At 72.5% G+C, this 25,683-nt stretch carries 22 protein-coding genes; 13 read left to right on the top strand and 9 right to left on the bottom strand.

Features of this window, described 5'->3' with window-relative positions; genetic code table 11:
* Positions 1-51: 51 nt before the first annotated feature.
* The 6 genes from ACWENQ_RS04505 to ACWENQ_RS04480 all read left to right on the top strand — a co-directional run bounded on the left by ACWENQ_RS04505 (position 52) and on the right by ACWENQ_RS04480 (position 6,863).
* Entirely contained in the window at positions 52-1,467 is a 1,416-nt protein-coding gene (locus ACWENQ_RS04505; protein ID WP_452412869.1) for an aminotransferase-like domain-containing protein, read from the top strand.
* 509 nt (positions 1,468-1,976) lie between these two features.
* On the top strand, positions 1,977-2,855 hold the full coding sequence (locus tag ACWENQ_RS04500) for an ATP-binding cassette domain-containing protein (protein ID WP_452412868.1): 879 nt from the start codon (positions 1,977-1,979) through the stop codon (positions 2,853-2,855).
* Positions 2,848-3,591: an ABC transporter permease gene (locus tag ACWENQ_RS04495; RefSeq protein WP_452412867.1), complete on the top strand. Its 744-nt coding sequence runs from the start codon at positions 2,848-2,850 to the stop codon at positions 3,589-3,591. The genes ACWENQ_RS04500 and ACWENQ_RS04495 overlap by 8 nt, the downstream gene beginning before the upstream one ends.
* An 11-nt stretch (positions 3,592-3,602) precedes the next feature.
* Entirely contained in the window at positions 3,603-4,712 is a 1,110-nt protein-coding gene (locus ACWENQ_RS04490) for a sensor histidine kinase (RefSeq protein WP_452412866.1), read from the top strand.
* Positions 4,709-5,314 (top strand): response regulator transcription factor, encoded by a 606-nt coding sequence (locus ACWENQ_RS04485; RefSeq protein WP_354912958.1) that lies wholly within the window; start codon positions 4,709-4,711, stop codon positions 5,312-5,314. The genes ACWENQ_RS04490 and ACWENQ_RS04485 overlap by 4 nt, the downstream gene beginning before the upstream one ends.
* A gap of 325 nt (positions 5,315-5,639) precedes the next feature.
* On the top strand, positions 5,640-6,863 hold the full coding sequence (locus tag ACWENQ_RS04480; RefSeq protein ID WP_452412865.1) for an MFS transporter: 1,224 nt from the start codon (positions 5,640-5,642) through the stop codon (positions 6,861-6,863).
* Between the two features lie 304 nt (positions 6,864-7,167).
* Here the strand turns inward: ACWENQ_RS04480 and npdG are convergent, their stop codons facing one another.
* Positions 7,168-7,830: an NADPH-dependent F420 reductase gene (npdG, locus tag ACWENQ_RS04475; RefSeq protein ID WP_449916285.1), complete on the bottom strand. Its 663-nt coding sequence runs from the start codon at positions 7,828-7,830 to the stop codon at positions 7,168-7,170.
* 97 nt (positions 7,831-7,927) lie between these two features.
* Between npdG and ACWENQ_RS04470 the strand changes: the two genes are divergently transcribed.
* Entirely contained in the window at positions 7,928-8,506 is a 579-nt protein-coding gene (locus ACWENQ_RS04470; protein ID WP_452412864.1) for a hypothetical protein, read from the top strand.
* On the opposite strand, the gene ACWENQ_RS04465 is transcribed toward ACWENQ_RS04470, so the two are convergent.
* Positions 8,447-9,400, bottom strand: a complete 954-nt coding sequence (locus ACWENQ_RS04465; RefSeq protein WP_449916290.1) for a LysR family transcriptional regulator — start codon at positions 9,398-9,400, stop codon at positions 8,447-8,449. The two genes, ACWENQ_RS04470 and ACWENQ_RS04465, sit on opposite strands and share 60 nt — an antisense overlap.
* An 83-nt stretch (positions 9,401-9,483) precedes the next feature.
* Here ACWENQ_RS04465 and ACWENQ_RS04460 point away from each other — a divergent pair, with 83 nt between their 5' ends.
* Positions 9,484-10,131, top strand: a complete 648-nt coding sequence (locus tag ACWENQ_RS04460) for a cyclase family protein (RefSeq protein WP_449916293.1) — start codon at positions 9,484-9,486, stop codon at positions 10,129-10,131.
* Here the strand turns inward: ACWENQ_RS04460 and ACWENQ_RS04455 are convergent.
* The gene (locus ACWENQ_RS04455; protein WP_449916296.1) at positions 10,128-10,340 is read right to left on the bottom strand and encodes a hypothetical protein; all 213 of its coding nucleotides are present in this window, start codon (positions 10,338-10,340) and stop codon (positions 10,128-10,130) included. The two genes, ACWENQ_RS04460 and ACWENQ_RS04455, sit on opposite strands and share 4 nt — an antisense overlap.
* On the opposite strand from ACWENQ_RS04455, the gene map reads away from it, so the two are divergent.
* On the top strand, positions 10,339-11,187 hold the full coding sequence (map, locus tag ACWENQ_RS04450) for a type I methionyl aminopeptidase (RefSeq protein ID WP_354912968.1): 849 nt from the start codon (positions 10,339-10,341) through the stop codon (positions 11,185-11,187). The two genes, ACWENQ_RS04455 and map, sit on opposite strands and share 2 nt — an antisense overlap.
* Before the next feature lie 137 nt (positions 11,188-11,324).
* Here the strand turns inward: map and ACWENQ_RS04445 are convergent, their stop codons facing one another.
* From ACWENQ_RS04445 to ACWENQ_RS04430, 4 genes are all read right to left on the bottom strand, one after another.
* Complete coding sequence (locus tag ACWENQ_RS04445; RefSeq protein ID WP_449916299.1) at positions 11,325-11,714, bottom strand: sensor histidine kinase; 390 nt, start codon at positions 11,712-11,714, stop codon at positions 11,325-11,327.
* 191 nt (positions 11,715-11,905) lie between these two features.
* Entirely contained in the window at positions 11,906-13,897 is a 1,992-nt protein-coding gene (locus ACWENQ_RS04440) for a cytochrome c oxidase assembly protein (RefSeq protein ID WP_449916300.1), read from the bottom strand.
* Positions 13,894-14,520, bottom strand: coding sequence for a copper resistance CopC family protein (locus ACWENQ_RS04435; protein WP_452412863.1), 627 nt, complete (start codon positions 14,518-14,520; stop codon positions 13,894-13,896). The genes ACWENQ_RS04440 and ACWENQ_RS04435 overlap by 4 nt, the downstream gene beginning before the upstream one ends.
* A gap of 44 nt (positions 14,521-14,564) precedes the next feature.
* Positions 14,565-15,851: a helix-turn-helix domain-containing protein gene (locus ACWENQ_RS04430; protein ID WP_354912976.1), complete on the bottom strand. Its 1,287-nt coding sequence runs from the start codon at positions 15,849-15,851 to the stop codon at positions 14,565-14,567.
* A 392-nt stretch (positions 15,852-16,243) separates the two neighbouring features.
* Between ACWENQ_RS04430 and ACWENQ_RS04425 the strand changes: the two genes are divergently transcribed.
* Positions 16,244-19,057 (top strand): BTAD domain-containing putative transcriptional regulator, encoded by a 2,814-nt coding sequence (locus tag ACWENQ_RS04425; RefSeq protein WP_452412862.1) that lies wholly within the window; start codon positions 16,244-16,246, stop codon positions 19,055-19,057.
* Here the strand turns inward: ACWENQ_RS04425 and ACWENQ_RS04420 are convergent, their stop codons facing one another.
* Positions 19,058-20,575: a helix-turn-helix domain-containing protein gene (locus ACWENQ_RS04420; RefSeq protein WP_452412861.1), complete on the bottom strand. Its 1,518-nt coding sequence runs from the start codon at positions 20,573-20,575 to the stop codon at positions 19,058-19,060. It abuts the gene before it with no gap.
* Positions 20,576-20,668: 93 nt separating this feature from the next.
* Between ACWENQ_RS04420 and ACWENQ_RS04415 the strand changes: the two genes are divergently transcribed.
* The 3 genes from ACWENQ_RS04415 to ACWENQ_RS04405 all read left to right on the top strand — a co-directional run bounded on the left by ACWENQ_RS04415 (position 20,669) and on the right by ACWENQ_RS04405 (position 24,557).
* Positions 20,669-22,831, top strand: a complete 2,163-nt coding sequence (locus ACWENQ_RS04415; protein ID WP_354912981.1) for a xanthine dehydrogenase family protein molybdopterin-binding subunit — start codon at positions 20,669-20,671, stop codon at positions 22,829-22,831.
* Positions 22,832-22,896: 65 nt separating this feature from the next.
* The gene (locus tag ACWENQ_RS04410) at positions 22,897-23,130 is read left to right on the top strand and encodes an EF-hand domain-containing protein (RefSeq protein ID WP_449916308.1); all 234 of its coding nucleotides are present in this window, start codon (positions 22,897-22,899) and stop codon (positions 23,128-23,130) included.
* Between the two features lie 53 nt (positions 23,131-23,183).
* Entirely contained in the window at positions 23,184-24,557 is a 1,374-nt protein-coding gene (locus ACWENQ_RS04405) for an NCS2 family permease (protein ID WP_449916310.1), read from the top strand.
* A gap of 22 nt (positions 24,558-24,579) precedes the next feature.
* Here ACWENQ_RS04405 and ACWENQ_RS04400 read toward each other — a convergent pair whose 3' ends face one another.
* Positions 24,580-25,674: an excalibur calcium-binding domain-containing protein gene (locus ACWENQ_RS04400; RefSeq protein WP_452412860.1), complete on the bottom strand. Its 1,095-nt coding sequence runs from the start codon at positions 25,672-25,674 to the stop codon at positions 24,580-24,582.
* Positions 25,675-25,683: the final 9 nt, after the last annotated feature.

The raw sequence follows: 25,683 nt of genomic DNA, 5'->3' as shown, positions 1-25,683 counted from the left end.
GATCGCCGTTCTGACGGCGGGATGTCAGAGCCAATCATCCATAATTGGTCCATGGATGAGGCCAATCTCGCGGATCTCCTCGGCCGGTGGGCGTCCGGACGCGGCCCGCTCTACCTGCTGCTCGCCGCCCGGCTGCGCGATCTCATCGATGACGGGCTGCTGCCGCCCGGGGCTCCGCTACCGCCCGACCGGGTGCTCGCCGGGGGGCTGGCGGTGGCGAGGGGCACCGTGGTCGCCGCCTACGACCTGCTCCAGCAGGAGGGGCGCGTCGTCAGGCGCAGAGGCAGCGGCACCCGTGTGGCCAGCGCCGACCTGCCCGCCACACGCGCCACCAACGAGGTGGGCTCCAACCCGCTGCTGTCGCACATCCTCCACCCGCCGGACGGGGTCACGCTGCTGACCTGCGCCGCGCCCGACGAGCCGCCGCCGTTGCTGGCCGAGGCCTTCGGCGAGGCCGTGTCGATGCTGCCCCGGCGTGACCTCGGCTACCACCCCGCCGGGCATCCCGCCCTCCGCACCGCGGTAGCCGCCTACTACACCGGGCGCGGCCTGCCCACCGACGCCGGCCAGGTCATCGTCACCACCGGCGCGCAGCAGGCGCTGACCCTGCTCACCGGCCTGCTGGTCAACCCCGGTGACACCGTCCAGACCGAGACGCCCACCTATCCGGGCGCGCTGGAGGTGTTCCGGCACGCCGCCGCGGTCGTCCGGGCGGGCGTCGACGCGGGCGGCCGGCCCGCCCTGATCTACGTCACGCCCACGGCCAGCAACCCCACCGGCGCGATCATGGATACGGCGGAGCGCGGAAGGCTGGCCGTCTCGGCCGCGGCGCACGACGTCCCGCTCATCGACGACGAGGTCTGCGCCGAGCTGTGCTTCGCGGGCGACACCCCGCCCCCGCTCGCCGCCTTCACCCCGGGCGAGCAGGTCGTGACCATCGCGTCACTGAGCAAGCTCGTGTGGGGCGGACTGCGCGTCGGCTGGATCCGCGCCGCCGCCCCGCTGGCCGCCCGGCTGGCCAGGCTCCGCGCCATCCACGACCTCGGGGGCGACGTGCTGTCCCAGCTGGCGGCGGTCGCGGTGCTGCGCAGGCTCGACGAGGTACGGCAGGCGCGCGTCGCGGTGCTGCGCGCGCAGCACGACCACCTCCTGGGCGAGCTGCGGGCCAAGCTGCCGTCGTGGGAGTTCGCCCCGGCACTCGGCGGGCAGACGATCTGGGTCCGCCTGCCCCGTGGCGACGCCGACACCTTCGCCCAGGTGGCGCTGCGGCACGGGGTGGCGATCCCGCCCGGCCGGTCGTTCGACCCGGCGGGCGGGCATGCCGACCACATGCGGCTGCACTTCCTGTTCCCGAAGGAGGAGCTGACGGCGGCGGTCGACGCGCTCGTGAAGGCGTGGGACGCCTACGACGGAGCCCGCCACACCGCGTCCCGCCACACCGCGTCCCGCCACACGCTGATCGTCTGACCCTGCCCGCGCGCTCGCGGCCGTGGGCGAGTCCCAGGGACCCGTCGCAGAAAGACCGGTCACTCAAGGCCCGTTTCCAGAAGGTCCGGTCACCGGAGCGCCGGTTACCCGAGAGCCGCCTGCCGGAGAACCGGTCCCAGGGCCGGTCACAGGGGCCGGTTGCAGGATCCGGTTGCCGAAGGACCGTTTTCCGGACGGGTCAGGCGAGTGCCGGTGTGGACGAGCGCCGCTCACACGAAGGCCGGTGTGGACGAGCGCCGCTCACGCGAGGGCCGGTGTGACGCCGAACCCGGTCATCCGAGGACCGGCGTGATCTCAGGCCCTGTCACGAGGGGCGGGCGCACGAGAGGCAGGCGCACGAGAGGCGGGCGACCAGTGGGCGGGGAGGCCGAGGCGGGATGGCCCGTGGTGTGTCTGCGGCTCCTCCGCCGGCGCATCGGCGCCGGAAAGCGTGACAAGAATGAATTCTTCACTGCCCGCCATCGAGCGCGGCCCGAAGAATCAGACCCATGATCCAGGTGAACGGGCTCACCAAGAGCTACGGAGACTTCCAGGCGGTGAAGGGCATCTCCTTCGAGGCCGTCCCGGGCGAGATCTTCGCGCTCCTCGGCAGGAACGGCGCGGGCAAGACGACCACGATCGAGGTTCTGGCGGGCTTCCAGCGCGCCGACGCGGGCGAGGTGCGGGTGCTCGGCCTCGACCCCGGCAAGGACCGGAGAGGGGTGCGCCGCCGCACCGGCATCATGCTGCAGGAGGCGGGGTTCTTCCCTGACCTCACGGTGGCCCAGACCGTCGACTCGTGGCGCGACTTCACCCCCTCGGCCCGGCCGACGCGGGAGGCCCTGGAGCTGGCGGGCCTGCTGGACCGGTCGGCGACGAAGGTGCGGCAGCTGTCGGGCGGCGAGAAGCGCAGGCTCGATCTGGCGCTGGCCCTGCTGGGCCGTCCCGACGTGCTGTTCCTGGACGAGCCGACCACCGGGATGGATCCCGAGGCGCGGCGCAACACCTGGGAGGTCGTCCGCGACCTCGCCGCCTCGGGCACCACCATCCTGCTGACCACCCACTACCTGGACGAGGCGCAGCGCCTGGCGAGCCGTATGGCGATCATGGATCGGGGCGAGATCGTCGCTGCCGGCGGCATGGCGGAGACGCTGGCCGCGCAGGCCGGACGGGTCTCCTTCGAGCTGCCTCCCGGCATCTCGCCGGGCGACCTGCCGCTGCCGGTGACGATGGAGGGCGGCGTGGCGACGTGCAGGGCGGAGGATCCGGATCTGGCCGCGCAGGAGCTGCTGAGCTGGGCGGCGGCCAAGGGCCTGCGGTTGCGCGGCATCGAGGTGCGGACGGCGTCGCTCGAAGACCTGTTTCTCGAAGGGATCGACCATGCGTGAGTTCGTGGCGGTGGCCCGGTTCGGCGGGCGGCTGTACTGGCGGGACAAGGTGGCGCTGTCGACCTCGGTGGCGTTGTCACTGGGGCTCGGCATCGGTCTGCCGTTCATGATGGCGAAGGTGCGGCCGGGCGTGCCGGGCGTCGTGCTGGACACGCATCTCGGCGTGCTGGCCATGGTGCTGACGGTGGCCGCGTTCATGCAGGCGGCGGTCACGCTGACCGCGCGCAGGGACCAGCTGATCCTCAAGCGGATGCGCGCCACGGGCCTGCACGACCGCGAGATCATCGGCGGCGAGCTGGTCAACATCTCCGCGCAGACCGTGCTGCTCGCCTTCGTGGTGTGCGGGGTGCTCTACGCCGTCGCGGGCCTGCCGCTCCCCCGCAACCCGCTGGCGCTGGTGCTGTTCCTGGTGGCGGGCGTTTCGGTGCTGTCACTGCTCGGCGCGGCCTGGACGGCGGTGATCTCCCGGGCGGAAGTGGCGGCGGTCATGTCCATGCCGTGGTTCATGCTGGCGGGCGTGGGCGCGGGCGGTTTCGGGCCGGTCGTCAAGCTGCTGCCCGCGTGGGTGGGCACCGTCCTGGACCTGCTGCCCACCGGCGGCCTCGTGGCGGGCGCGCGGGCCGCCTACACGGGAGAAGGAGGTCTGCTCCTGCCGCTGCTGAACCTGGCGGTGTGGGCGGTCGTCGCGCTGGTCTCGGTCCGCCTGTGGTTCCGATGGGAACCCAGGAAGTCATAATTGGTCGCGCCATGACATCAGAATCCGCCCGCCGCCTCGCGATCATCGTGATCACCACGATCTCCGCCTGCTACACGGTGATGGCCGTCGTGCTCTACCTCTGGTCGGCCTATCTCGTCATCGTCACGGTGCCCATGAGCCTGTGGGCCATGGCGGCGGGCGTGTGCATCGGGGTCACCCACTACCTGCACGTGCGGGCGGGCCTGCGCGGCCAGCGGCCGCCGCTGTTCCCGCTGACCCTCGTCATGCAGACCGCCGCGACCTACCTGACCGACTTCGTCCTCCCGTACGGCTGGTCCGCCGTCGTCTCGCCGCTGCTGGCCGGATCGCTGCTGATCCTGCTGCCGCCGCGCGCCGCCTGGCCGCTGGTGGGGCTGGCCACGGCGTACCAGGGCTGGCAGATCTACGTGGCGACCAGCGGGCACCTGGCGCTGACGTTCTTCTACGCCGTCACCGTCTTCAGCACCGGCGTCATGATCTACGCGCTGGTCCGGAGCGCCCTGATGGCCAAGGAACTGGACCAGGCCAAGGCGGAACTGGCCGAGGCGGCCGTGCTCAAGGAGCGCCTGCGGATCTCCCGCGACCTGCACGACGGTCTCGGCCGCAGCCTCACCGCGATCGCGCTGAAGGGCGATCTGGCCGCCAGGCTCGTCGAGCGCGACCCGCTCGCCGCCAGGACCGAGGTCGGCGAGCTGGTGCAGGTGGCCCGCGAGGCCGTCCAGGACGTACGGCACGTCGCACGCGGCTTCCGGCAGATGTCGCTGTCCGGCGAGGTCGAGCGGGCGACGGCGCTGCTGGCCGCCTCGGGCGTCGACTGCCAGGTCAACCTGGCCGCCGCGGCGCTGCCCCGTCCCTCGGAGGAGGCGCTGGCCTGGGGGGTGCGCGAAGGCGTCACGAACATCCTGCGGCACAGCCGCGCGACCACCTGCTCGATCAGCACCTCCGTCAGGGCGGGCACGGCACGCCTGGAAGTGGTCAACGACGGCGCCCCCGGCTCCCCGATGTCCAGGGGCAACGGGCTGACCGGCCTGAGCGAGCGGGCGAGCCAGGCGGGCGGCACCGTCACCGCCGAGCCGACGGAAGCGAACGGCTTCCGCCTCACCATGGAGGTTCCCGCGTGATCAGGGTGCTGCTCGCCGAGGACATGCACATGATCAGGGCCGCCCTGACCGCGCTCCTCCGCCTCGAACCGGACATCGAGGTCGTCGCCGAGGTGACCAGGGGCGACGAGATCGTGCCGGAGGCGCTGCGGGTCCGGCCCGACGTGGCGATCGTGGACATCGACCTGCCCGTGGTCGACGGCATCACCGCCGCCGCCACCCTGCGCACGCGGCTGCCGTCCTGCCGGATCCTGGTGCTGACGGCGATGGGCCAGCCCGGCCAGGTACGGCGGGCGCTGGAGTCGGGTATCGAGGCGTTCCTGGTGAAGGACGCCCCGGGCGACCGGCTCGCCGAGGCCATCCGCAGGACCGCGGCGGGGCTGCGGGTGCTCGACGCCGACCTGGTGTCCTCGGCCATGGAGTACGGCGAGAGCCCGCTCACCCCGCGGGAGCGCACGGTCCTGGCGGAGGCGGCCCGGGGGGCGACGGCGGAGGAGATCGCCTCGCGGCTGCACCTGTCGGCGGGGACCGTGCGCAACTATCTGACCGGGGCGATCACCAAGACGGGCGCCAGGAACAAGATCGACGCGATCAGGATCGCGGAGGACGCGGGCTGGCTCTGACTGCGCGCCATCGCCAGGTGGTGCGGACCGTGCTGGCCGTGGCGCTGGGGGCGTCCTTGGAGCCGTGGTCGGGCAGCACCGGCGGCCGCCGCCGCGGACCGGCACGCCTGTCCCGCCCGGTCGCGCCCTTGAGCGCCGGCCGGCGTGCCCGTGGCTGGGCCGGCCGGAGCCGGGACCAGCCGACAGGGCAGCCGCTCCGCGGTCGTCCGACCGGGAAGCGGCCCGGAAGCGGCCTGGAAGCGGCCTGGAAAACGGTTGGACGTGGGGCAGGCGGGTGTGGTGACCCTTAGGGCCGAGATCCCGGTCCGAACGAAAGGCTTGCCGCGTGTCGTTGTGGCGCAACAGGAACTTCTCCATCTTTCTGGCGATCCAGGCGCTGTCGGTGGCGGGCGACTCCTTCTCCACGATCGCCATCCCGCTGCTGGTGCTGCGGGAGACCGGTTCAGTTGTCCAGATGGGCATGATGACCGCGTTGTCCGGGGTGGCCTCCCTGGTGGCGGGGGCGTTCGCCGGGCTGGCCGCCGACCGGCTGGACCGGCGACGGCTGTTGATCGGCTGTGACGTCGCGCGGGCCGCGCTCTATGCGCTCATCCCGCTGGTCTGGATCGTCGAGCCGCAGATCTGGCTGCTGTACGTGGTCGTGCCGGCGGGCGCGGCGCTGGGGATGGTCTTCCAGGTCACCTATGTGACGGTGGTGCCGCGCCTGGTCGGCAAGGACCAGCTGATGCGTGCCAACGGCCATCTGTACGCGGTCTACGCCGCGGCCAGCGTCGGCGGTCCCGCGCTGGCCGGTCTCGCCTCCCATCGGTTCGGCCCGACCGTGGCGCTCGGCGTCGACGCGGCGAGCTTCGCCGTCTCGGCGCTCGGCCTGTGCCTGGTACGGCTGCGCCCGGCCGAGGCGCCGACCGCCGCCGAGCGCGGCGGCTTCCTCGAAGGGGCCAGGTTCCTGTGGCGCCAGCCGGTGCTGCGCTGGCTGACGATACTGCTGACGTTCTACATCTTCCTCACGGCGGGGCTCGACGACATCGTCATCTACTACCTGAAGAACGATCTCGGCCAGAATGACGACGCCGTCGGAGTCGTGCTCACCTGCGGCGCCGTCGGCGCGCTGCTGGGGTCGGCGGCGGTGGCAGGGGTGCGGGGACGGCTCGGCTTCGGCCCGACCTGGATCACCGCGATCGCCCTGTCGGGTGTGGCGATCGCCTGCGCCGGGCTGGGCCCTGCCGTACCGGGGGTCGCGGCGGTCATGGCGGGGTTCGTCCTCAGCCAGTCCATCGGCGGCATCTCCTCGCAGTCGCTGCGTCAGGAGATCACACCCGACCATCTGCTCGGCCGGGTCACCTCGGCCTTCTGGACGATCCATTTCGCGCTGGGACCGATCGGCGCCGGTTTGCTCACGCTGGCGGCTTCGCGGCACGGCACTCCGCTGGTCGCGCTGGTGGCGGGGGTCGCCGTCGTCGTGATCGCGCTGGTGGGGGTGCTCACTCCGGTCAGGCACCGGCATCCGGCGCGGGTGGAGGTCGCGGTGCGTGAGGCGGGTCGGGTCTGACGTCGGGCGACGGTTCGCCGGCCGGCATGCGATCATCCGAGGCCCGGACCAGCCGAACCGTCCGAACCAACCGAACCGTCCGGACCAGCGGAACCGCCAGAACGCGGAACCGTCCGAACCAGCCGAACCGCCGGGACCAGCCGAGCCGCCAGGACCAGCGGAACCGTCCGGACCAGCGGAACCGCCGGGACCAGCCGAGCCGCCCGGAACAGCGGGAGCGGACGGCCCGCCGGCGGTCGCGGCCCCTCCCGCGTCGCGCGGTCCGCACGGGAGGGGCCGACGCCGGTCGGGCCGGGGTGCGGGCTCAGACGTCGGTGATGCGGATGCCCGCGTGGGCCTTGTAGCGCCGGTTGATCGAGATCAGGTTGGCCGTCAGCGCCTCGACCTGGTGGGCGTTGCGCAGCCGCCCGCCGTACACGCCGCGGGCTCCGGGGATCTGCGCGGCGAGGGCCTGCACGGTGTCGGTGGCCTCGCGGTCGTCGCCGAGGACCAGCACGTCGAGGTCGATCTTCTCGACGGCCGGGTCGAGCAGCAGCATGGCCGACACGTGGTGGAAGGCGGCGACGACGCGGCTGTCCGGCAGGACGGCGGCGGCCTGCTGGGCGGCCGAGCCCTCCTCGACCGGCAGCGCGTAGGCGCCCTGCTTGTCGAAGCCCAGCGGGTTGACGCAGTCGATCACGATCTTTCCGGACAGGGGGGCGCGGAGGGATTCCAGCGTCGCCTTGTGGCCGTCCCACGGCACGGCGACGATCACGATGTCGGCCTCGGCGGCCACCTCGGCGTTCTCCGCTCCCCTCGCCCCGTTGCCGATGGACTCGGCCGCCTCGTGGGCGCGCCCCGCGCTGCGCGAGCCGATGAGTACGGGGTGCCCGGCGAGGGCGAACCTGCGGGCCAGGCCCTTGCCCTGGTCGCCGGTGCCGCCCAGGATGCCGATCGTCAACCCGCTCACTTCAGGAAGGTCAGTCATATCGCCGATGATGCCAGCAGCGGGGTTCGTGTGTGGAACCCAGGCCTCGGGCGCGGAAACGGGCGCGGGAACGTCACAGGTCAGGCACCATGGACGGATGGACGCAGGCTCGGTGGCTCTTCTCCGCGAGGTTCTGGCCGAGACCGGCTGGCTGGAGCGCACACGAGAGCTGGGCACGGCGCTGAGAGCCACCCGCTCCCCTGGCGGCCTGCTCCTGGTCGGCACGCCCGACGACGAGCCGTGGCACCTCACCGCCCATCTCGGCGACGAGGCGAGGCTGGCCGGGCTGCCGCAGCTGGCGCCGACGCTGGTGCGGTGGCAGCCGCCACAGCAGGCCCCGCCCCACCTGCGGGTCGGTCTCGACCGGATCGAGCGGGCGGGCAGGGGGGAGACGCTGTTCGTGGTGGCCGAACGGCAGGCGCCGGTGCCGCTGCTGGAGCGGGTCGACGACGCCAAGCGCACGGGTGCCACGATCCTCGCTCTGGGGTGCGGCGACTCGGAGCTGGCGGGGCTGGCGCACGACGCGCTGGTGATCCCGTCCGGCGGTCCGGTCAGTTTCGACGGCGCGCAGCATCTCGTCAGCACGGCCGCGGGCGAGCTGCCGCAGCGCCCGCGGCTAAAGGACCGGCTCGCCCGGCTGCTGGAGCGGGTCAGCGGCCCGCAGGTGGCCGACTAGCGCCTCCTCGATCGCCGCGATGACGACGGCCTGCACCGGGTCGGGCGCGCCCGAGCGCGTGCGGCTGAGGCGGGTGACGGCCTCGATCCTGCGCGCGCCCACCTCGGCGATCCGGCTCACCCTGACGAACCCCTCCGGCACGTCGAGCAGCGCGAGCTCGGGCACGATCGCCACCCCGTGGCCGGCCGCCACCAGCGCGAGCGTGGGCGGGAACTCCTCGATGACGTGCGCCCTCCTGGGCGTGAACCCGTGCCGCGCCGCCAGCCGTTCGAGCGCCTGCCCGCACGCCTGGTCGGGCCGTCCGGCCACCCAGGGGGCGGTGGCGAGCTCGGCGACGGTCGCCGGCGTCGACGGCCAGCCGGGCGGCACCACGACGCGGAACTCGTCGATGTGGAGCGTCCGCGCCACCAGCGAGGGCTGGAGCGGGCCGGGCAGGCTCGCGTCGCGCTCGGCGATCACCAGGTCCACCCCGCCGTGCCGCAGTTCCTCCCGTGCGGGCGGCCCGATCAGCTCGCGGATCACGGGCGTGATCCGCGGATGCCGTACGGCCAGCATGCGCAGCGCGGGGACGAGCAGATGCGTGATCACCGTGGGGAACGCGGCGATGGTCACCGGGCCCGCCAGCCGTTCGGTGAAGGTCGTCAGCTCCCGACGAGCCTCGGCGAGCTCGTCCTCGATCCGGTCAGCGTAGCCGGCCAGCACGCGCCCGGCCGGGGTGAGGGACACCCGGCGCTGTGACCGGTCGATCAGCGCGAGCCCGACCTCGCGTTCGAGCTGCGCGAGCTGCTGGGAGACGGCCGAGGCGGTCAGGTGCAGGGCCTCGGCCGCCCGCATGACCCCGCCCCGCCTGGCGACCTCGCGCAGGACGCGCAGCCGCCTCGGATCGATCTCCATTAGCTCAGCTTACGGGTAACTGTAGATTTCGTAATTTGCCCTGTAGGAAAGGTCGTCAGCAGAATGAGCCGCATGGAGCACGAATGATCGTCGAACTGAGCCACCGGATCACCGAGGGCATGGTCACCTATCCCGGCATCCCGGGGCCCGTCCTCGGCTCCCATCTGACCCGGGAGGCATCCCGCGAGGTCTACGCCCCCGGCACGGAATTCCACCTCGGGACCATCACCATGGCGTGCAACACGGGCACGTACCTGGACACGCCGCACCACCGCTACGCCGACGGGACGGACCTGTCACAGGTGCCGGTGGACCGGCTGGCCGACCTGCCCGGCCTGGTGGTACGCGCCGTGGACCGGCCGAGCGTGGGCATGGACCTGCTCGACGGCCTCGACGTGCGCGGCAAGGCGGTCCTCCTGCACACCGGGTGGGACCGGCACTTCGGCACGCAGGCCTACGTGCACGGCCACCCGTACCTGACGACCGAGGCCGCGGCGTGGCTGGCCGAGCAGGGCCCGGCGCTGGTCGGCATCGACTCGCTCAACATCGACGACACCCCGCCCCGGGGGGAGCGCCCGGCGCACACGCTGCTCCTCGCCGCGGGCATCCCGCTGGTCGAGCATCTGACCGGACTGGCCGGGCTGCCCGACAGCGGGTTCCGCTTCCACGCGGCACCGCCGATGATCGCCGGTCTGGGGACCTTCCCCGTCAGGGCGTACGCGGTGGTCTAGTCGTCGTCGTCCGCGTCCTGCTCGTCCCATGCCTTGTTGCGTTCCGCGGCGCGCTGCAGCGCGCCTGCCGCCTCCTGCTCGGAGGCGTAGGGGCCCATGCGGTCCTTGTTCGGGCAGCCCTGGTCGGGCTCGACGCGCATGTGCTTGAGGCAGAACCACCACTGACCTTCGCTCACGGGGTGAATTGTGCCCCGTAAACTCGGTTTCATGACCACACTGCTCCAGCCCGGGCGGATCTCGCCCATGCGCAAGGTTCCCGCCCACATCCAGCGGCCGGAGTACGTCGGCAGGAAGCATCCGAAGACGGGAGAGGCCGACGTCAAGACGCCGGAGATCATCGAGCGGATGCGCGTCGCCGGACGGATCGCCGCGCAGGCCCTCGAGGAGGTCGGCAAGCACGTCGCCCCCGGCGTCACCACCGACGAGCTCGACCGGATCGGCCACGAGTTCCTGCTGGACCACAACGCCTATCCGAGCACGCTCGGCTACCGCGGCTACCCCAAGTCGCTGTGCACGTCGATCAACGAGGTCATCTGCCACGGCATCCCCGACGACACGGTGTTGCGCGACGGCGACATCGTCAACGTCGACATCACCGCCTACATCGGCGGCGTCCACGGCGACACCGACGCCACGTTCCTGGTCGGCGACGTCGACGAGGAGTCGCGCCTGCTGGTCGAGCGCACCCGCGAGGCGACGACGCGCGCGATCAAGGCGGTCGCCCCCGGCCGGCAGCTCAACGTCGTGGGCCGCGTCATCGAGGCCTACGCCAAGCGGTTCGGCTACGGCGTCGTGCGCGACTTCACCGGCCACGGCATCGGCACGACGTTCCACTCCGGGCTGATGGTCCCCCACTATGACGACCCGTCGCTCCAGGTGGAGCTGGTGCCTGGCATGACGTTCACGATCGAGCCGATGCTGACGCTCGGCACGATCGACTACGAGATCTGGCCCGACAAGTGGACCGCCGTCACCAAGGACCGCAAGCGCACGGCGCAGTTCGAGCACACGATCCTGGTCACCGACACCGGCAGCGAGATCCTCACCCTCCCGTGAGCCCGGCGGCCACCGCCGCCCCGCCTGCCCGCCCTCCCGCCTGCGCGCCCTCCCGGCTGCCCGCCTGCTCGGCTGCTCGGCCGCCCGGCCGCCCGGCCGCGGGATCGTCCGGTACGGCTGCCGCGTGCCGTACCGGATCAGCGCCGGCGGGGCACGGAGCCCGTGACGGTCGTGCCCTCGCCCTGCACGCTGTTGACCGACAGGGTGCCGCCGAGCTCGGACATCAGCACGCGCATGCGGCTGATCCCCCTGCGCTCGTCCGGCATGCCGAAGCCGGCGCCGTTGTCGCTCACCGTCAGCCGTAACCCGCTCCGCCCCGTGGTGACGGCCACGGAGACCAGCCCGGCGCGGCTGTGCAGCTCGACGTTGAGCAGCGCCTCCTCGACCACGGCGAGCACGCCTCGGGCGATCGTCGCCGGGACGTCGCCGTGCGGGAGCGCCCACACCTCCACCGCGATGCCGGTGCGCTGCGACCAGTCGGTCAGATACTCCTGAAGAGCCTCGGCCAGGCTCCGCCCCCCGCGCATGCGCGTCTCATCCACCAAGTCCGCACTCGCCTTCCTGAGCACACAGCGGACGCCCCCCGAGCCATGGTCTGGCGCCCCCGCGATGGCCAGGACACACGGCGCACCAAGGTGATGCCCGTCTCCCCCGCCCGCAAGGCTACCGGGCGGTTCGAAGGCGCGTGGAGCGAAGATAGAAGGCCGTAGCCGCAGGGCTACTGGGCCTGGTCGCGGCGGTTCAGCTTGGCCAGGTAGTCGTTGTAGGAGTCGAGCTCGGCGTCGCCGGTGCCGCCGGTGCGGGCGGCCAGCGCGTCGGCTCGCCGGTCGGCCCTGCGCGCCTTCCTCTCGTCGTCGCTGTACCACTGGAAGGCCAGCGCGAGCAGCACGATCAGGGTGGGGATCTCGCCGAAGCCCCAGGCGATCGCGCCGCCGTTCTCCTGGTCCTGCAGCGCCGACAGGCCCCACGTACGGCCGAGCTGCTCGTACCAGTCGGCGGCGACGACGGTGCCCATCATCATCAGCGCGATGCCGAAGAAGGCGTGGAAGGGCATGGTGACGAACAGTGTCAGCAGGCGGCCGACGTGCGGCAGCTTGTGCGGCGCCGGGTCGACGCCGATGATCACCCAGAAGAACAGCGACCCGCTCAGCAGGAAGTGGAGCGTCATCGTGATGTGCCCGAGGTGCTCCTCCATCGCCGCCGCGAACAGCGGGGTGAAGTAGAGCGCGTAGGTCGAGGCGATGAAGATGGAGGTGGCGACCACCGGGTGGGACACGACGCGGACGAACCTGCTGTGCAGGATCACGGTCAGCCACTCGCGCGGACCCCTGTCGCCGCGGCGGGCGGCGGGCTTGAGCGCGCGCAGCGCCAGCGTGACGGGCGCGCCGAGCACCAGGAAGATCGGCACGAGCATCGCGAGCGTCATGTGCTCGATCATGTGGACGCTGAACAGCACCTTGGCGTAGCGGGCCAGGCCGCTCTGCGTGGCGAGGACGAGGATCGCCACGCCGACGAACCAGGCGGCGGTACGGCCCGCCGACCACGCGTCGCCGCGGCGGCGCAGCCGTACGACGCCGGCGGCGTACAGGCCGCCGAGGGCGGCGGCGAGCAGGGCGAAGAACAGGTCGAGCCACCACAGCGAGGCCAGGGTGGCGAGCGTGATCTCCGGCGGCATCGGGAAGCCGAGCAGTTCGAAGGCGCGGTCGGCCGGCAGCGCGACGTCGGGCGGCGTGGTGCGGGCCAGCGCGACGGCCAGGCCGATGGTGGCGAACATGAGCACCAGCTCGCCGGCGGCCAGCCGGGTGAACGCCCCTGGCCTGCCCTTGCCGAGCTGGGCCATCGTGCGCTGGCGGTGCCACCAGCCGATGTAGCCGAGCACGACGAACGCGGCGGTCTTGGCCACGAGCAGCACGCCGTAGGCCGAGGTCCACAGGTCGCTGATCGCGGTCAGCCGGGCCAGGACGCTGAAGAGGCCGGACAGCCCGACGCCGATGTAGCACCACAGCGCCATCCGGGAGAAGCGGTTGGCGGCGACCTCGAGCTGCGGCTGCCTGCGCAGCCCGTGGGCGAGCAGGACGGTGAGCCCGCCCACCCACAGGGCCAGCGACACCAGGTGGGCGGCGACGCCGGTGGTGGCGAGCCCGTGGTTGGGCGAGGAGGAGGCGTGGGTGGTCAGCGCGGGCGGCAGCAGCGTCACCACCGCGAGCGCCAGCAGGCCCGCCGACGCTCCCGCGGTGATGGCCCCGCGGGAGAACATCGCGATGGCCACGCCGAACAGCACCACGAGGGTGAGCGCGATGCCCTGGCCGACCTGGCTGGCGAAGCTGGTCAGCTCGTTGCCGGAGAGCACGTCGGCGACGGGCAGGCCGAGCTGCTCCGACAGCGTGAACACCATGGTGACGACGCCCGCGCCGGCCCAGACCAGCGCCGTCCACGACGCCGCCTGGACGTAGCTCAGCGCGGTCTTGCCGAGCATGCCCTTGTCGCTGGGCAGGAAGAAGGTGGCGGCCAGCAGCAGGCCGACGGTCAGGACGCCCGCGACGTCCATCACCAGCTTGGCGATGGGCAGGCCCCACCGGGTCAGCGTGCCCTCGTCCGGCAGGCCGGGGATGATGCGCGGGAACGCCGCTCCTCCCGCGACCATGGCGATGACCAGGGCGAGGAGCGCGGCCCCTGCCAGCGCGAGCGCGAGCCGCGCGGTCCTGGTCACGGCTTCTTCTTCCGGGCGCTCAGCAGGAAGCCGATGCCGATGCCGACCAGCCCGCCGATGACGATGACGAGCCAGACGGGGAAGCCGGTCGCGGCCTGCGACGTCTGTCCGGCGACGGGCTGCGGCGCGGCGGACTGCGCGGCCGGCGTGGCCGCGGGGGCGCTCTGCGCGGCGGTCGCGGTCGCGGGGGCGCTCTGGCCGGGTGACGCGCTCTGCGGTGCGGCGGAGGCCGGCTGCCCGGTCGGTTCGGGCCGCGGCGCGCCCTTCACCGCGAACGGGATCTCGCCCTCGATGGGGTGACCGTCGGAGGAGACCACCCTGAAGGCGATCGTGTAGCCGCCGTCGGGCAGTACGCCCTTGAGCCGCTGCCGCACCACCTTGCCGTCGATCTCCGGCTTGCCCGCCTGCATCTCGGCGCCGCCGTCGGCGCGCACGATGACGAACGGGAGCTTCGGGGTACTGGTGAACTCCAGCTCGACCTGTTCGAGGGTCGCGACGGTGGCGTTCTTCTTCGGCGTGCTGCTCTTCAGCGCGTCGTGGGCCAGCGCGGGGGGCGCCGTCAGGACGGCGCCGACCAGGACGGCGAGCAGGGCGGTGAGGGCCGGCAGCGGGGATCTCTTCATGGCATCCCCAAGGCTACCCACCACCCTGCCCGGTGGTGACGTCGCTACAACCCCACGCAGGCCAGCGCCCGGTGGTAGGCCTCGACGGTGCCCTCGTCGTCACCGAGCGCCTCCAGGGTCTCCGCTGCCGCGTACCACTTGGTGGCCGCCTGGCGCGAGGTGGAGGCCCGGTCCATGAACCGCACCGCCTCGCGCGCGCTGGCCAGCGCCGCCTCCCTGTCGCCCATGGCGCCCTGGGCCCTGGCGAGGACCATCCGCATGTGCGCGTCCATCTCGGGCGTCTGGTCGGCCAGCAGCTCCTCGGCCGCCCTGGCGTGCTCGGCCGCGCGCTCGGGGTTGCCGGCGGTCAGCTCCACCGTGGCGAGCTGGAGCTCGGCGATGGCCTGGTCGGTCACGCCCGCCGAGGTCTCGGCGATCTCCTTGGCGGTCTGGCTGAACAGCTCCCTGAGCTTGTCGGTGTCGTGGGGCTGCAGCCTGGCGCGGTGGCCCGCCACGGCGCCGCGGAGCCTGGCCAGGTTGCGCGGGGCCGTGGCGGTCTCCGACTGGATGGCGTAGGCGCGCTCGATCAGGCTCAGAGCCTCCTCCGCCCGGCCGATGGACTCGGCGACCCTGGCGGCGTTCCAGCTGGCCGCGACGGCCGCGCGCGGGGTGCCGAGAAGCTCGGCGGCGGCCAGCAGCTCGGCGGAGAACTGGCGGGCGCGCAGCAGGTCGCCGCGGACCCAGTAGACCGACAGCAGCGTCGCGCCCAGCTCGACCAGGCCGTCGGTCCAGGTGGGCCGCACCGCGCCGGCGAGGACGCGCTCGCCGACCGCCACGGCGGCGACCAGCTCGCCCTTGTCGCGGTAGCACCGGCACAGTGCCAGCGCGATCTCCACGTGGCGCTCGGCGCTGAGCTCCTCGCCGTCGAGCCGCTTGAGGATCCTGATGGCCTCGGCGATGTCGCCGGTCGCCTCGGTCGCGAGCGCCAGGCCGTACTCCGCCTCTTGACGAAGGGCGGTCAGACCCGTCAGGTTGTTGTCCGCAACGAGCTCGGCGAACCTGGTCCGGGCCTCGTGAACCTCGCCGTTCTCCAGTGCGAGCCGCGCGTAACCCAGGCCGAGTTCGAGATCGTTCAGCTGCTCGGCGGTCACGCCGTTGACGAGGTAGCTGAGCGAACAGTCGAGCTTCTGGGCCAGGAGCTCAAGTACCGCGGGGGTTGGCGTGCGCTTTCCACTCTCGATCAGAGAGACGTAGCTGTCCGACAGTTCAGGGTGGGCGAGCTGGGCCTGTGACAGGCCACGCTGGCGGCGGACCGTCTTGATGCGGAGTCCGACCAGATCAGATGTGGTCACGGCAACGTCTCCCTGGGATGATGTACTTCAAGCACCACCTGAGCGAGGGAGAACCCCCCATGCGCAAGCGACTTGTCATGTCCGCACTCACTGTCCTCGTCGCGGCAATTGCCACGGTTGGAGGACATGGTACGACCGCAGGTGCCGAGGTGTCGCCTAAGGGACCGAGCTACGACTACCTCTGCTGCTAGTGCCCTTCAGTCCTTGCTGGAAAGTGCCGCGGTCAAGCCCTCGAATCGCCACAATTCGGGGGCTTCGGCATTCCCATGGGGGATTAACAGCGTAACCAACCCGTCTACATTTCAACTACAGGCCATATCGATCTTCGATCGTCTGCGTTCCTGAATGTGGTTGCCGTTTCACCATCCCCCGCGGCGAATCCGGAGGCTCGTGTGTTCATCGCTCTCCTGGGCCCGATGCTCGGACGGCTTCATGGACGCGAGGTCTCGCTGGGCGCGCCGCGTCAGCAGGCGATCGCGGCCATCCTCGCCTGCTCTGCCGGCGAGGTGGTGCTGAAGGAGCACCTCATCGACGGGCTCTGGGGCGAGGACCCGCCGAAGAGCGCCGAGCAGAGCGTCTACACCTACGTCGCCGGGCTGCGCAGCGTGCTCGAACCCGGTCGCGGCTCCCGTGAGGAGCCGAGGATACTCGTCGGCGTCCCCGGCGGCTATTCCTTACGCGTCGACCCTCTCCACGTCGACTGCGTGGCCTTCGCCGGCCATCTCGACGGGGCGGCGCGCCGGCGCGCGGAAGGCGACCTGCGCGGCTGCCTGCGCAGCCTGGACCTGGCGCTGGAGTTGTGGCGCGGGCCCGCGCTGCCCGGCGTGCCTGGGCCGTTCGCCGAGGGGCGCCGGCAGCACCTCGACGAGCTGCGCGTCACCGCCATGGAACGCAGGGCCGAGGTCATGGTCGAGCTCGGCAGGCACCAGGAGATCCTGCCCGCGCTGATGGCGCTGGTGGCCGAGCATCCGCTGCGTGAGGGGCCGCGCGAGTCGCTGATGCGGGCGCTGCACCTGGGCGGGCGCCAGGCCGAGGCGCTGGAGGTCTTCAGGGAGGGCGAGCGCGTGCTGGCCGAGGAGCTGGGCGTCGATCCCGGCGAGCGGCTGCGCGCCTATCGCGACGTGATCCTGCGCGGGCAGACCGCGCCACCCGCCCAGGCCGCCGTCGCGGTCCCGCGCCAGCTCCCCCGCGACCTGCTCGGCTTCGTCGGCCGCACCACCGAGCAGCTCAGGATCCGCTCGCACCTCGCGCCCTGGGACGAGGCGCCGCCCGCGCCGGTCGTGGCGATCTCGGGGCCGCCAGGCGCCGGCAAGTCGGCGCTGGCCGTCCGGGTGGCGCACGCCGTCGGTCACCGCTTCCCCGACGGCCACCTCTACGTCAACCTGCGCGGAGGCACTCCGGGCGTCAAACGGCTGACCCCCTCCCAGGCGCTGGGCCGGCTGCTGAGAGCGCTCGGCACCGCGCCCGAACGGGTGCCGGTGGACCTCGACGAGGCCGCGGCGCTGTGGCGCGGCCTCCTCAGCGACCGGCGGATCCTGGTGCTGCTCGACGACGCGGCCAACCTCGCCCAGGTACGGCCGCTGCTGTCGGTTCCCGCCGGCTGCTCGGTGCTGGTGACCAGCAGGGAGACGCTGGCGCCCGCCGACGACTGCGTCCAGGTACGCCTGGGAACCCTCCAGGATGCCGAGGCCGTCACCATGCTGGCCAGGCTGACCGAGGCCGGCCGTACCTCCGCCGACCCCGCGGCGACCACCCGGCTGGTGCGGCTGTGCGACGGGCTCCCGCTGGCGCTGCGCATCGCCGGCGCCCGGTTGGCCAGCCGTCCCGACTGGACGGTCGGCATGCTGGTCGACCGCCTGGCCGACGAGCAGCGCAGGCTCCACGAGCTGGAGGCCGGTGACCTGGCCGTCCGGTCGGGGCTGACGGCCAGCTGGCAGGCCCTGCACGACAGCGACCATCCCACCGACCGGACGGCCGCCAGGCTGCTCGTGCTGCTGGCCCTCATCCGGGTGCCCGACGTGAGCACCCGGGTCGCCGCCGCGCTCCTCGACGCGGCGCCCGCCGACGCCGAGCGCGCCCTCGACCGGCTGGTCGACGCCAACCTGCTCGAGCGGGGCCGCGCGTGGCACTACCAGATGCACGACCTGGTCAGGCTGTTCGCCGGCGAGCACGCCGTCACCGACCGCGCGGCGTGCCTCGAGCGGGTGCTGGGCTACTACCTCGTCACCGTCGAGCACGCCACCCGCCTGCTGGACCCGCACCGGGTGCAGGCCGACATCCCGGCCGTCGACATGCGCCCGCACCCGCTGGCCGACCGCGACGAGGCCCACGACTGGCTCAACACCGAGGAGCCCAACCTGGTGGCCGCGGCCGCGCAGGCCATGGACGATCCGCACGAGCGGATCGCCCGCCTGGGGGCGGCGCTCAGCATCGCGCTGCGGTGGTTCCAGCGGCACTCCTACCGGCTGGCGGACATGATCTCGCTGTGCCAGCGGGCCCTCGCGGTCGCCAGGCGGCTGAGCGACGAGGCGATGGCGCTGGAGGCCCACGGCGGGATCGCCAGCGGCTTCGGCCACCAGGGCCAGGTCGACGCGGCGGTCCGCCACCTGAACGAGGAGCTCAGGCTGGCCAGGCGGCTCGGCGACCGGTTCGCCGAGCAGCGCGCGCTCGGCAACCTGGCCAACTCCTACGTGGACGTGGGCCGCCACGACCTGACGCTGCGGCACGCCATGGCGCAGCTGGAGATCGCCACGGAGATCGGCTCGCAGGTCGGCCAGCGCTACGCCCTGCTCATGGCGGGCCAGGCCAACGGCCGCCTGCGCAGGTTCGCCGCGGCGGAGGAGTGCCTGACCAGCGCGCTGGCGATGGCGCGCCGGGTCGGCGATCTCGGCCACGAGGGCGCCATCCTCGGCGTGCTGGGCCTGGTCAAGGTGGACAAGGGTGATCTCGAAGCGGGTGTCGAGGCGCTGTCGGCAGGGCTGAGGGCCGCCCGAACCGTGCGGTTGCTGAGCACCGAGATGGACTGCCTGATCGCGCTGGCCAGGGCGTACCGGCTGCTCGGCGACCAGCGCAGGGCGCGCGCCTACCTGAGCGAGGCCGCCGTGCTCTCCCAGAGCATGCAGACGGACGAGGTCCGCCGCCAGGTGGCCGAGGAGCGGGAGGCCCAGGGAGCGGGTGCCGCGCTCCCGCAGGCCGGCCTGGTCTGATCAGCGGGCCCGCAGGGCGAGGAAGAAGTCCACCCGGTCGGCCATGGTCGACAGGTCCCTGCCGGTCAGCTCCTCGACGCGCCTGATCCGGTAGCGGACCGTGTTGACGTGCACGTGCATCCGCTCGGCGCAGGCGTTCCACGAGCCCGCCGTGTCGAGGAAGGCGCCGAGGGTGCGCACCAGCTCCGACTGGTGCTTGGCGTCGTAGTCGACGAGCGGGTCGAGCAGCCGCTGCGTGAACGAGCGCCGGACGTCGCCAGGCACGGTGGCCAGCAGCAGGTCGTGGGTGTAGATCTCGTCGCTGGTGACGACCCCGCCGGAGCGTGCGGCGGCCATGCGCAGGGCGTGGCCCGCCTCCTCGATCCCGCCCCTGATCGAGGCGGCGCCGGTGAGGGCGCCGCTCACCCCGATCGACATCCGGGTGTCGCGCAGCGCCGACAGCACACCGAGCCCCGCCCGCAGCCGGTCGGCGAGCGCGGAGACCGAGACCGGGACCGGGACCGGGACCGGGACCGGGACCGGGACCGGCAGCGGGACGAGGGCGACGGCGCTGTCGGTGCCCGCCGCGGCCACCACGTCCCGGCCGAGCAGCTCCTCCAGCACCTGCCCGCCCAGCGTGGCCGGGTCAGGGCCGCGGGTGGCGCCGGGGCGCGGGGCGGTCGCCGTCACCACCGCGTACGGCTGGCCGGGCCCCAGCCCGCACGTGCGCAGCCGGGCGTTGAGCTCGGCGGCATCGGCCTCGGCGGACAAGGCGGCGCCGACGAGCTGTTCGACGAGGCGGCGCTCGACCCGCCTGCCCTCCTCCATCCTGGTGCGTTCGAGCGCGACGCAGGCGGCCAGCTCGAAGCCGAGGTCGGCGCGGCCGAGCAGGTCTCCCTCGCAGGCCAGCACCCAGCCGGCGGCGCGATGCCCCCGGCCGACGCCGAAGAGCGTGTGGCCGTGCGCCGCGCACGGCAGCCGGGACGCCGACAGGTAGGCGCGGGCCAGCCGGACCGGGTCGGGGCACGAGCCGACGACGATCTCGCCGGTGGAGGACAGCACCGCGCCGGTGACGCCCAGCTCGGCGGCGGTGAGCGCGAACAGCTCGCCCAGGCCGGCGCCTTCGGCGACGGCGTCGACGATCCTGCGCTGGCGGCCGAGCGCCGCCCTGACCTCGCCCGACAGCCGGGGCGCCGCCGCCTCTTCGACGGCGCGGAAGGCCACGGCGGTCGGGATCTCCAGCAGCGGCATGCCCGCCTGCGCGCAGGCGGCCACGAGGTCGTCGGGCACGTGGCCGAGCCACGCCTGGCCCGCGCCGAGGGCGGCGACCCCCGCGGCGCGCAGGGCCGCGACGAAGCGGGCGGAGTCGGCCGGCTCGTGCCGCCACATCAGGCCGGTGAGCACCAGCTCGCCGCCGCTCAGATAGCGGCCGGGCTCGGGCAGGTCGGTGACGTGCACGGCGGTGAACTCGGTGTCCTCGTCCCCCGCCAGCAGGACGAGGCCGAGTTCCGAGGCGGCGAGCAGGTCCCTGATGCGCACTTGGAGGAATATACAAGTCGGCCCAAGGACGGCTTACCGCGATTTCACATCGCACACATAGGCCCTCCCTCCGCCGGGTGCTGTACTCGGAAGATGACGGAGACGGCCAGCACGACGCGGCAGGGCGTGGGCGAGAGCGTCCGGCGCCCCGACGCCGTCCTCAAGGTGACGGGCGAGTTCGCCTACTCCTCCGACCTGTGGCTCGACGACATGGTGTGGGGCGTGACGCTGCGCAGCCCGCACCCGTCGGCCTGGATCAGGTCGATCGACATCGGCCCCGCGCTGGCCATGCCGGGGGTGCTGGCGGTGCTCACGCACGAGGACGTGCCGGGCGAGAAGTTCTACGGCCTGGAGCACAAGGACCAGCCGGTCCTGGCCATCGACCAGGTCCGCTACCAGGGCGAGCCGGTGGCGCTCGTGGCGGCCGATCACCCGGAGACCGCGCGCAGGGCCGCCGCCGCCGTCGTCGTCGACTACGAGGTGCGGGAGGCGGTCACCGACCCCCGGCTGGCCACCGAGTTCGTCCGCAGGCAGCCGGTCAAGGTGGGCGACACCTTCACGGCCGAGGTCGTCGTCACCGGCGAGTACGAGGTGGGTATGCAGGACCAGGCCTTCCTCGGACCCGAGTCGGGGCTGGCCGTACCGGCGGAGGACGGCGGGGTCGATCTCTACATCGCCACCCAGTGGCTGCACGTCGACCGCGACCAGCTGGCGCCCTGCCTCGGCCTGCCGCCGGAGAAGGTACGGCTGACGCTGGCGGGCGTCGGCGGCGCGTTCGGCGCCCGCGAGGACCTGTCGATGCAGGTGCACGCCTGCATGCTCGCGCTCCGCCTGAACCGGCCCGTCAAGATCGTCTATGGGCGTGAAGAGTCGTTCTTCGGCCACGTGCACCGCCATCCCGCCTGGCTGCGTTACGAGCACGGCGCCACCCGCGACGGCAGGCTGGTCTACGTCAAGGCCGAGATCCTCCTGGACGGCGGCGCCTACTGCTCCTCCTCGCCCGCCGTCGTCGGCAACGCGGCCTCCCTCGGCGTCGGCCCCTACGAGGCGCCCAACGTCGACATCCTGGCCACCGGCGTCTACACCAACAACCCGCCCTGCGGCGCGATGCGCGGCTTCGGCGCGGTGCAGGCCTGCTTCGCCTACGAGTCGCAGATGGACAAGCTCGCCGCCGCCTGCGGCCTCGACCCGGTCGAGATACGCGTCCGCAACGCCGTCTCCCAGGGGTCCGCCCTGGCCACGGGCCAGATCATCGACTCGCCCGCGCCGCTGGCCGAGATGCTGCGCGAGCTGGCCGCCATGCCCCTGCCAGGCCCGGCCACGGACGACCTGCGCGACCTGCCGGGCGGCGTCTCCCAGACCACCCACGGCGAGGGGGTACGGCGGGGCGTCGGCTACGGCGTCGGCATCAAGAACATCTGCTTCTCGGAGGGCTTCGACGACTACTCCACCGCCAGGGTGCGCGTCGAGCTGATCGGCGGCGAGCCCCACGTGACCGTGCACACCGCGGCCGCCGAGGTGGGACAGGGCCTGGTGACGATCCAGGCCCAGATCGCCCGCACCGAGCTCGGCGTCGACAGGGTGACGGTGGCCACGGCCGACACGCGGGTCGGCTCGGCCGGATCGTCGTCGGCCTCGCGCCAGTCCTACGTCACGGGCGGCGCGGTCAAGGCGGCCTGCGAGGCCGTACGGGCGCGGTTCGAGGGGCTGCCCGTCGTCGAGGCGCTGGAGAAGTACGGGCCGATCGAGGAGACCAGGGAGTACCGGCACCGGCCCACCTATCCCATGGACCCGGTCACCGGACAGGCCGACTCCCACACCCAGCTCGCGCTGTGCGTGCACCGCGCGGTCGTCGACGTGGACGTCGAGCTCGGCCTGGTCAAGGTCGTGGAGCTGGCGGCCGTGCAGGACGTCGGCAGGATCCTCAACCCGGTCGCGCTGGAGGGCCAGATCCACGGCGGCTCGGCGCAGGGGCTGGGGCTGGCGCTCATGGAGGAGATCCAGGTGCGCGACGGGCAGGTGCTGAACCCGTCCTTCACCGACTACCTCATCCCGACCGTGCTCGACATGCCGCCCATGCAGACGTCGATCAAGGAGAACCCCGACCCCGCCGCGCCGTACGGGCTGCGGGGCGCGGGCGAGCCGCCGACGCTCTCCTCCACGCCCGCCATCGTGGCCGCCGTCCGTGACGCCACGGGCGTCGCGCTGACCAGGGTTCCGGTACGGCCGGAGCACATCGTCGGGGTCCCTGCCTGACAAGGGCGCGGCCACGCTAGGTTGGATGCTCGACAGCACGACTGAACACGGAGGAATAGGCCCACATGTCCGAAGCGCGCGAGGCGGCCAAGGCCGAGTTCGAGAAGTTCGACACCGACCACGACGGCGTGCTCACGGCGGGCGAGATCCGGCAGGTGAACCAGGCGCTGGGCGGCCACGGGGTCACCGACGAGGAGATCGAGGCGTTCGTCGCGTCGGCCGACCAGGACGGCGACGGCAACATCACGCTGGACGAGTTCGTCGCCCTGGTCGGCGGCGGCAAGCACGAGCAGCGATAGCCGCAGGGGAAACGGGGTAGAGAAACGATCATCCCCCTGCGTGCGTAAGGGGGATGATCGTGCTCGACCGGCTGTTCGAACTGTCCGCCCGCGAGGCGACGGTCGGACGCGAGATCCGCGGCGGGATCACGACCTTCATGGCGATGGCCTACATCGTCCTGCTCAACCCGATCATCCTGGCCGGCGCCAGGGACGTCACGGGCGCGCGGCTCGACATCGGCCAGCTGACCACCGCGACCGCGCTGGCGGCGGCGGTCAGCACGCTGCTGATGGCCTTCGTCGGCAACGCGCCCTTCGGTGTGGCGGCCGGCCTCGGGCTGAACGCGGTGGTGGCCTACCAGGCGGCGCCGCACATGACGTGGGCGCAGGCGATGGGCCTGGTCGTGCTCGAAGGTCTGGTGATCATCCTGCTGGCGGTCTCGGGCATCCGCCGGCTCATCATGGACTCGATCCCGCTGGCGCTGAAACACGCCATCAGCGTGGGCATCGGGATGTTCATCACGCTGATCGGCCTGGTGGACGCCGGATTCGTCTCCGGTACCGGCGCCACTCCCCTTCAGCTCGGCGCCACCGGGCGGCTGACGGGCTGGCCGGTGGCCGTCTTCTCCTTCGGGCTGCTGCTGATGATCATCCTGTTCGTCCGCAAGACGCCCGGCGCGATCCTGCTCTCGATCGTGATCACCACGCTGGTCGCGATCGTCGTCAACGCCGTGGCCACCATCGACCCGAAGCAGTGGGGCATCGTGGTGCCCCACGTGCCCGAGGCCGTCATCTCGCCGCCCGACTTCGGGCTGATCGGCAACGTCGACCTGTTCGGCGGGTTCGTCACCGCGGGCGCGGTCACCGCCTCCATCGTGCTGTTCACGCTGGTGCTGTCCGGATTCTTCGACGCGATGGGCACCATCATCGGGGTCGCCGACGAGGCGTCACTCGTCGACACCCAGGGCCGGGTGCCGCGGCTGGGCGCGATCCTGACCGTGGACGGCATGGCGGGCGTGATCGGCGGCCTGTGCAGCGCCTCCTCCAACACGGTGTTCGTGGAGTCGGCGGCCGGTGTGGGCGAGGGCGCCCGCACCGGCCTGGCCAGCGTCGCGACGGGCGCGCTGCTGGGCTTGACCATGCTGTTCACGCCGCTGGCCGAGGTGGTGCCCGCCGCTGCCGCCGCGCCGGCGCTCGTGCTGGTTGGCGCGCTGATGATGACGCAGAGTCGTAACGTGCCGTGGGAGGATCTGGAGCTGGCGATCCCGGCGTTCCTGACGATCGTGCTGATGCCGTTCACCTACAGCATCACCAACGGAGTGGGCGCGGGGGTGATCGCCTACACCGTCATCAAGGCGGCGCGCGGGAAGTACGCCGAGATCCCGGGGCTGCTGTGGGTGGTCTCGCTGATCTTCGTCGCCTACTTCGCGCTGAGCGGCCTGTTCTGACGGCCCGGCACCGGCGCGACGTCTAGCCGTCCTGCGGGTCGCAGGCGAAGCCGTCGCCGTCCTTGTCGGTGTACCAGGAGTACTGCGGGTGCCTGCCCTTCTGGTACGGCCCGCCGTACCCGGCCGCCCGTGCCTCCTTGCAGGTGGAGTAGCGCTTCTCGGTGCCGGCGTCGAGCGAGGAACGCGCGCTCCGGGAGGCGTCGGCGGACGTGCCGAGACCCGAGGGCGACACCGTGGCGGTCATGCGGACCCCGGGCTGGCCGGTGCCGGGCTGGGTGGTCCCCGGCTGGGCTTTGGGCGGGGTCGCCCCGGTCCCGGTGGTGCCGGGCTGCGTACCGGGCGGCGTGGCGCCCGGTTGCGTACCCGGCGAAGTGGCGCCCGGTTGCGTACCCGGCGAAGTGGCGCCGGGTTGCGTACCGGGCGGGGTGATGCCGGGCTGGGGCGTGGTGCCGGGTGTGGTGCCGGGCTGGGGCGTGGTGCTCGTGCCGGGGACGCCCGGCTGGGGCGGGGCGGGGGTGACGGCGGCGCCCAGCATCGCCTTGACCAGCGCGTCGGCCTTGTCCTTGGTGAAGCCCGCGATGCTGACGCTGTCACCGCTCATCTGCTGGGCGACCGTGGGCGCGGCCAGCACGGTGGCGGTCTCGTTCTGGCCGACCAGGATGGCGATCTGCTGGTCGACGCGCTCCTTGATCAGCGCGGCCAGCGCGTCGCGGAAGGCCGGGGCGACCGCGATCCTGACGCCGTAGCTGTCCTTCTCCTTCACCGTCTCGATCGCCTGCACCGCCGAGACGGGCACCGCCTCGGACAGGAAGTAACAGATCTTCCCGTCCTGGGAGAGCGCCACCTTCTGGCCCGGGCACGGCGAGGCCTTCTGGTCCTCGACGGGGGCGAAGTAGATCGGCTCGCCCAGCCTGATCGGCGGTTTGCCGCCGAACAGCGGCGAGTCGGGGTTCCTCGTCATGAGCACCGCGACGGTGCCGAGCACGCCCGCGGTCAGCACGACCAGGACGAGGGAGACGATCAGCACGATGGTGGTGAGCCTGCTCGCCCTCGGCCCCTCGGGGACCGCTGCGGGCTGCGCCCCGGGCGGACGCCCCGGCGGCGGCGGTTTCTCCATCCGTGAACC

Source organism: Nonomuraea sp. NPDC004354, from assembly GCF_053602555.1.
Note: the sequence above shows the minus strand (reverse complement) of the source record. Positions and strands in the feature narration are given on the sequence as shown.

What these genes read in the sequence shown, in the direction of transcription:
- ACWENQ_RS04490 (WP_452412866.1), top strand. Translation starts at nt 3,603, where the DNA reads ATGACATCAGAATCCGCCCGCCGCCTCGCGATCATCGTGATCACCACG.
- ACWENQ_RS04470 (WP_452412864.1), top strand. Translation starts at nt 7,928, where the DNA reads ATGGACGCAGGCTCGGTGGCTCTTCTCCGCGAGGTTCTGGCCGAGACC.
- ACWENQ_RS04445 (WP_449916299.1), bottom strand. Translation starts at nt 11,714, where the DNA reads ATGCGCGGGGGGCGGAGCCTGGCCGAGGCTCTTCAGGAGTATCTGACC.
- ACWENQ_RS04455 (WP_449916296.1), bottom strand. Translation starts at nt 10,340, where the DNA reads ATGAAACCGAGTTTACGGGGCACAATTCACCCCGTGAGCGAAGGTCAG.
- ACWENQ_RS04435 (WP_452412863.1), bottom strand. Translation starts at nt 14,520, where the DNA reads ATGAAGAGATCCCCGCTGCCGGCCCTCACCGCCCTGCTCGCCGTCCTG.
- ACWENQ_RS04460 (WP_449916293.1), top strand. Translation starts at nt 9,484, where the DNA reads ATGATCGTCGAACTGAGCCACCGGATCACCGAGGGCATGGTCACCTAT.
- map (WP_354912968.1), top strand. Translation starts at nt 10,339, where the DNA reads ATGACCACACTGCTCCAGCCCGGGCGGATCTCGCCCATGCGCAAGGTT.
- ACWENQ_RS04410 (WP_449916308.1), top strand. Translation starts at nt 22,897, where the DNA reads ATGTCCGAAGCGCGCGAGGCGGCCAAGGCCGAGTTCGAGAAGTTCGAC.
- ACWENQ_RS04400 (WP_452412860.1), bottom strand. Translation starts at nt 25,674, where the DNA reads ATGGAGAAACCGCCGCCGCCGGGGCGTCCGCCCGGGGCGCAGCCCGCA.
- ACWENQ_RS04415 (WP_354912981.1), top strand. Translation starts at nt 20,669, where the DNA reads ATGACGGAGACGGCCAGCACGACGCGGCAGGGCGTGGGCGAGAGCGTC.
- ACWENQ_RS04405 (WP_449916310.1), top strand. Translation starts at nt 23,184, where the DNA reads ATGATCGTGCTCGACCGGCTGTTCGAACTGTCCGCCCGCGAGGCGACG.
- npdG (WP_449916285.1), bottom strand. Translation starts at nt 7,830, where the DNA reads ATGACTGACCTTCCTGAAGTGAGCGGGTTGACGATCGGCATCCTGGGC.
- ACWENQ_RS04505 (WP_452412869.1), top strand. Translation starts at nt 52, where the DNA reads ATGGATGAGGCCAATCTCGCGGATCTCCTCGGCCGGTGGGCGTCCGGA.
- ACWENQ_RS04495 (WP_452412867.1), top strand. Translation starts at nt 2,848, where the DNA reads ATGCGTGAGTTCGTGGCGGTGGCCCGGTTCGGCGGGCGGCTGTACTGG.
- ACWENQ_RS04465 (WP_449916290.1), bottom strand. Translation starts at nt 9,400, where the DNA reads ATGGAGATCGATCCGAGGCGGCTGCGCGTCCTGCGCGAGGTCGCCAGG.
- ACWENQ_RS04500 (WP_452412868.1), top strand. Translation starts at nt 1,977, where the DNA reads ATGATCCAGGTGAACGGGCTCACCAAGAGCTACGGAGACTTCCAGGCG.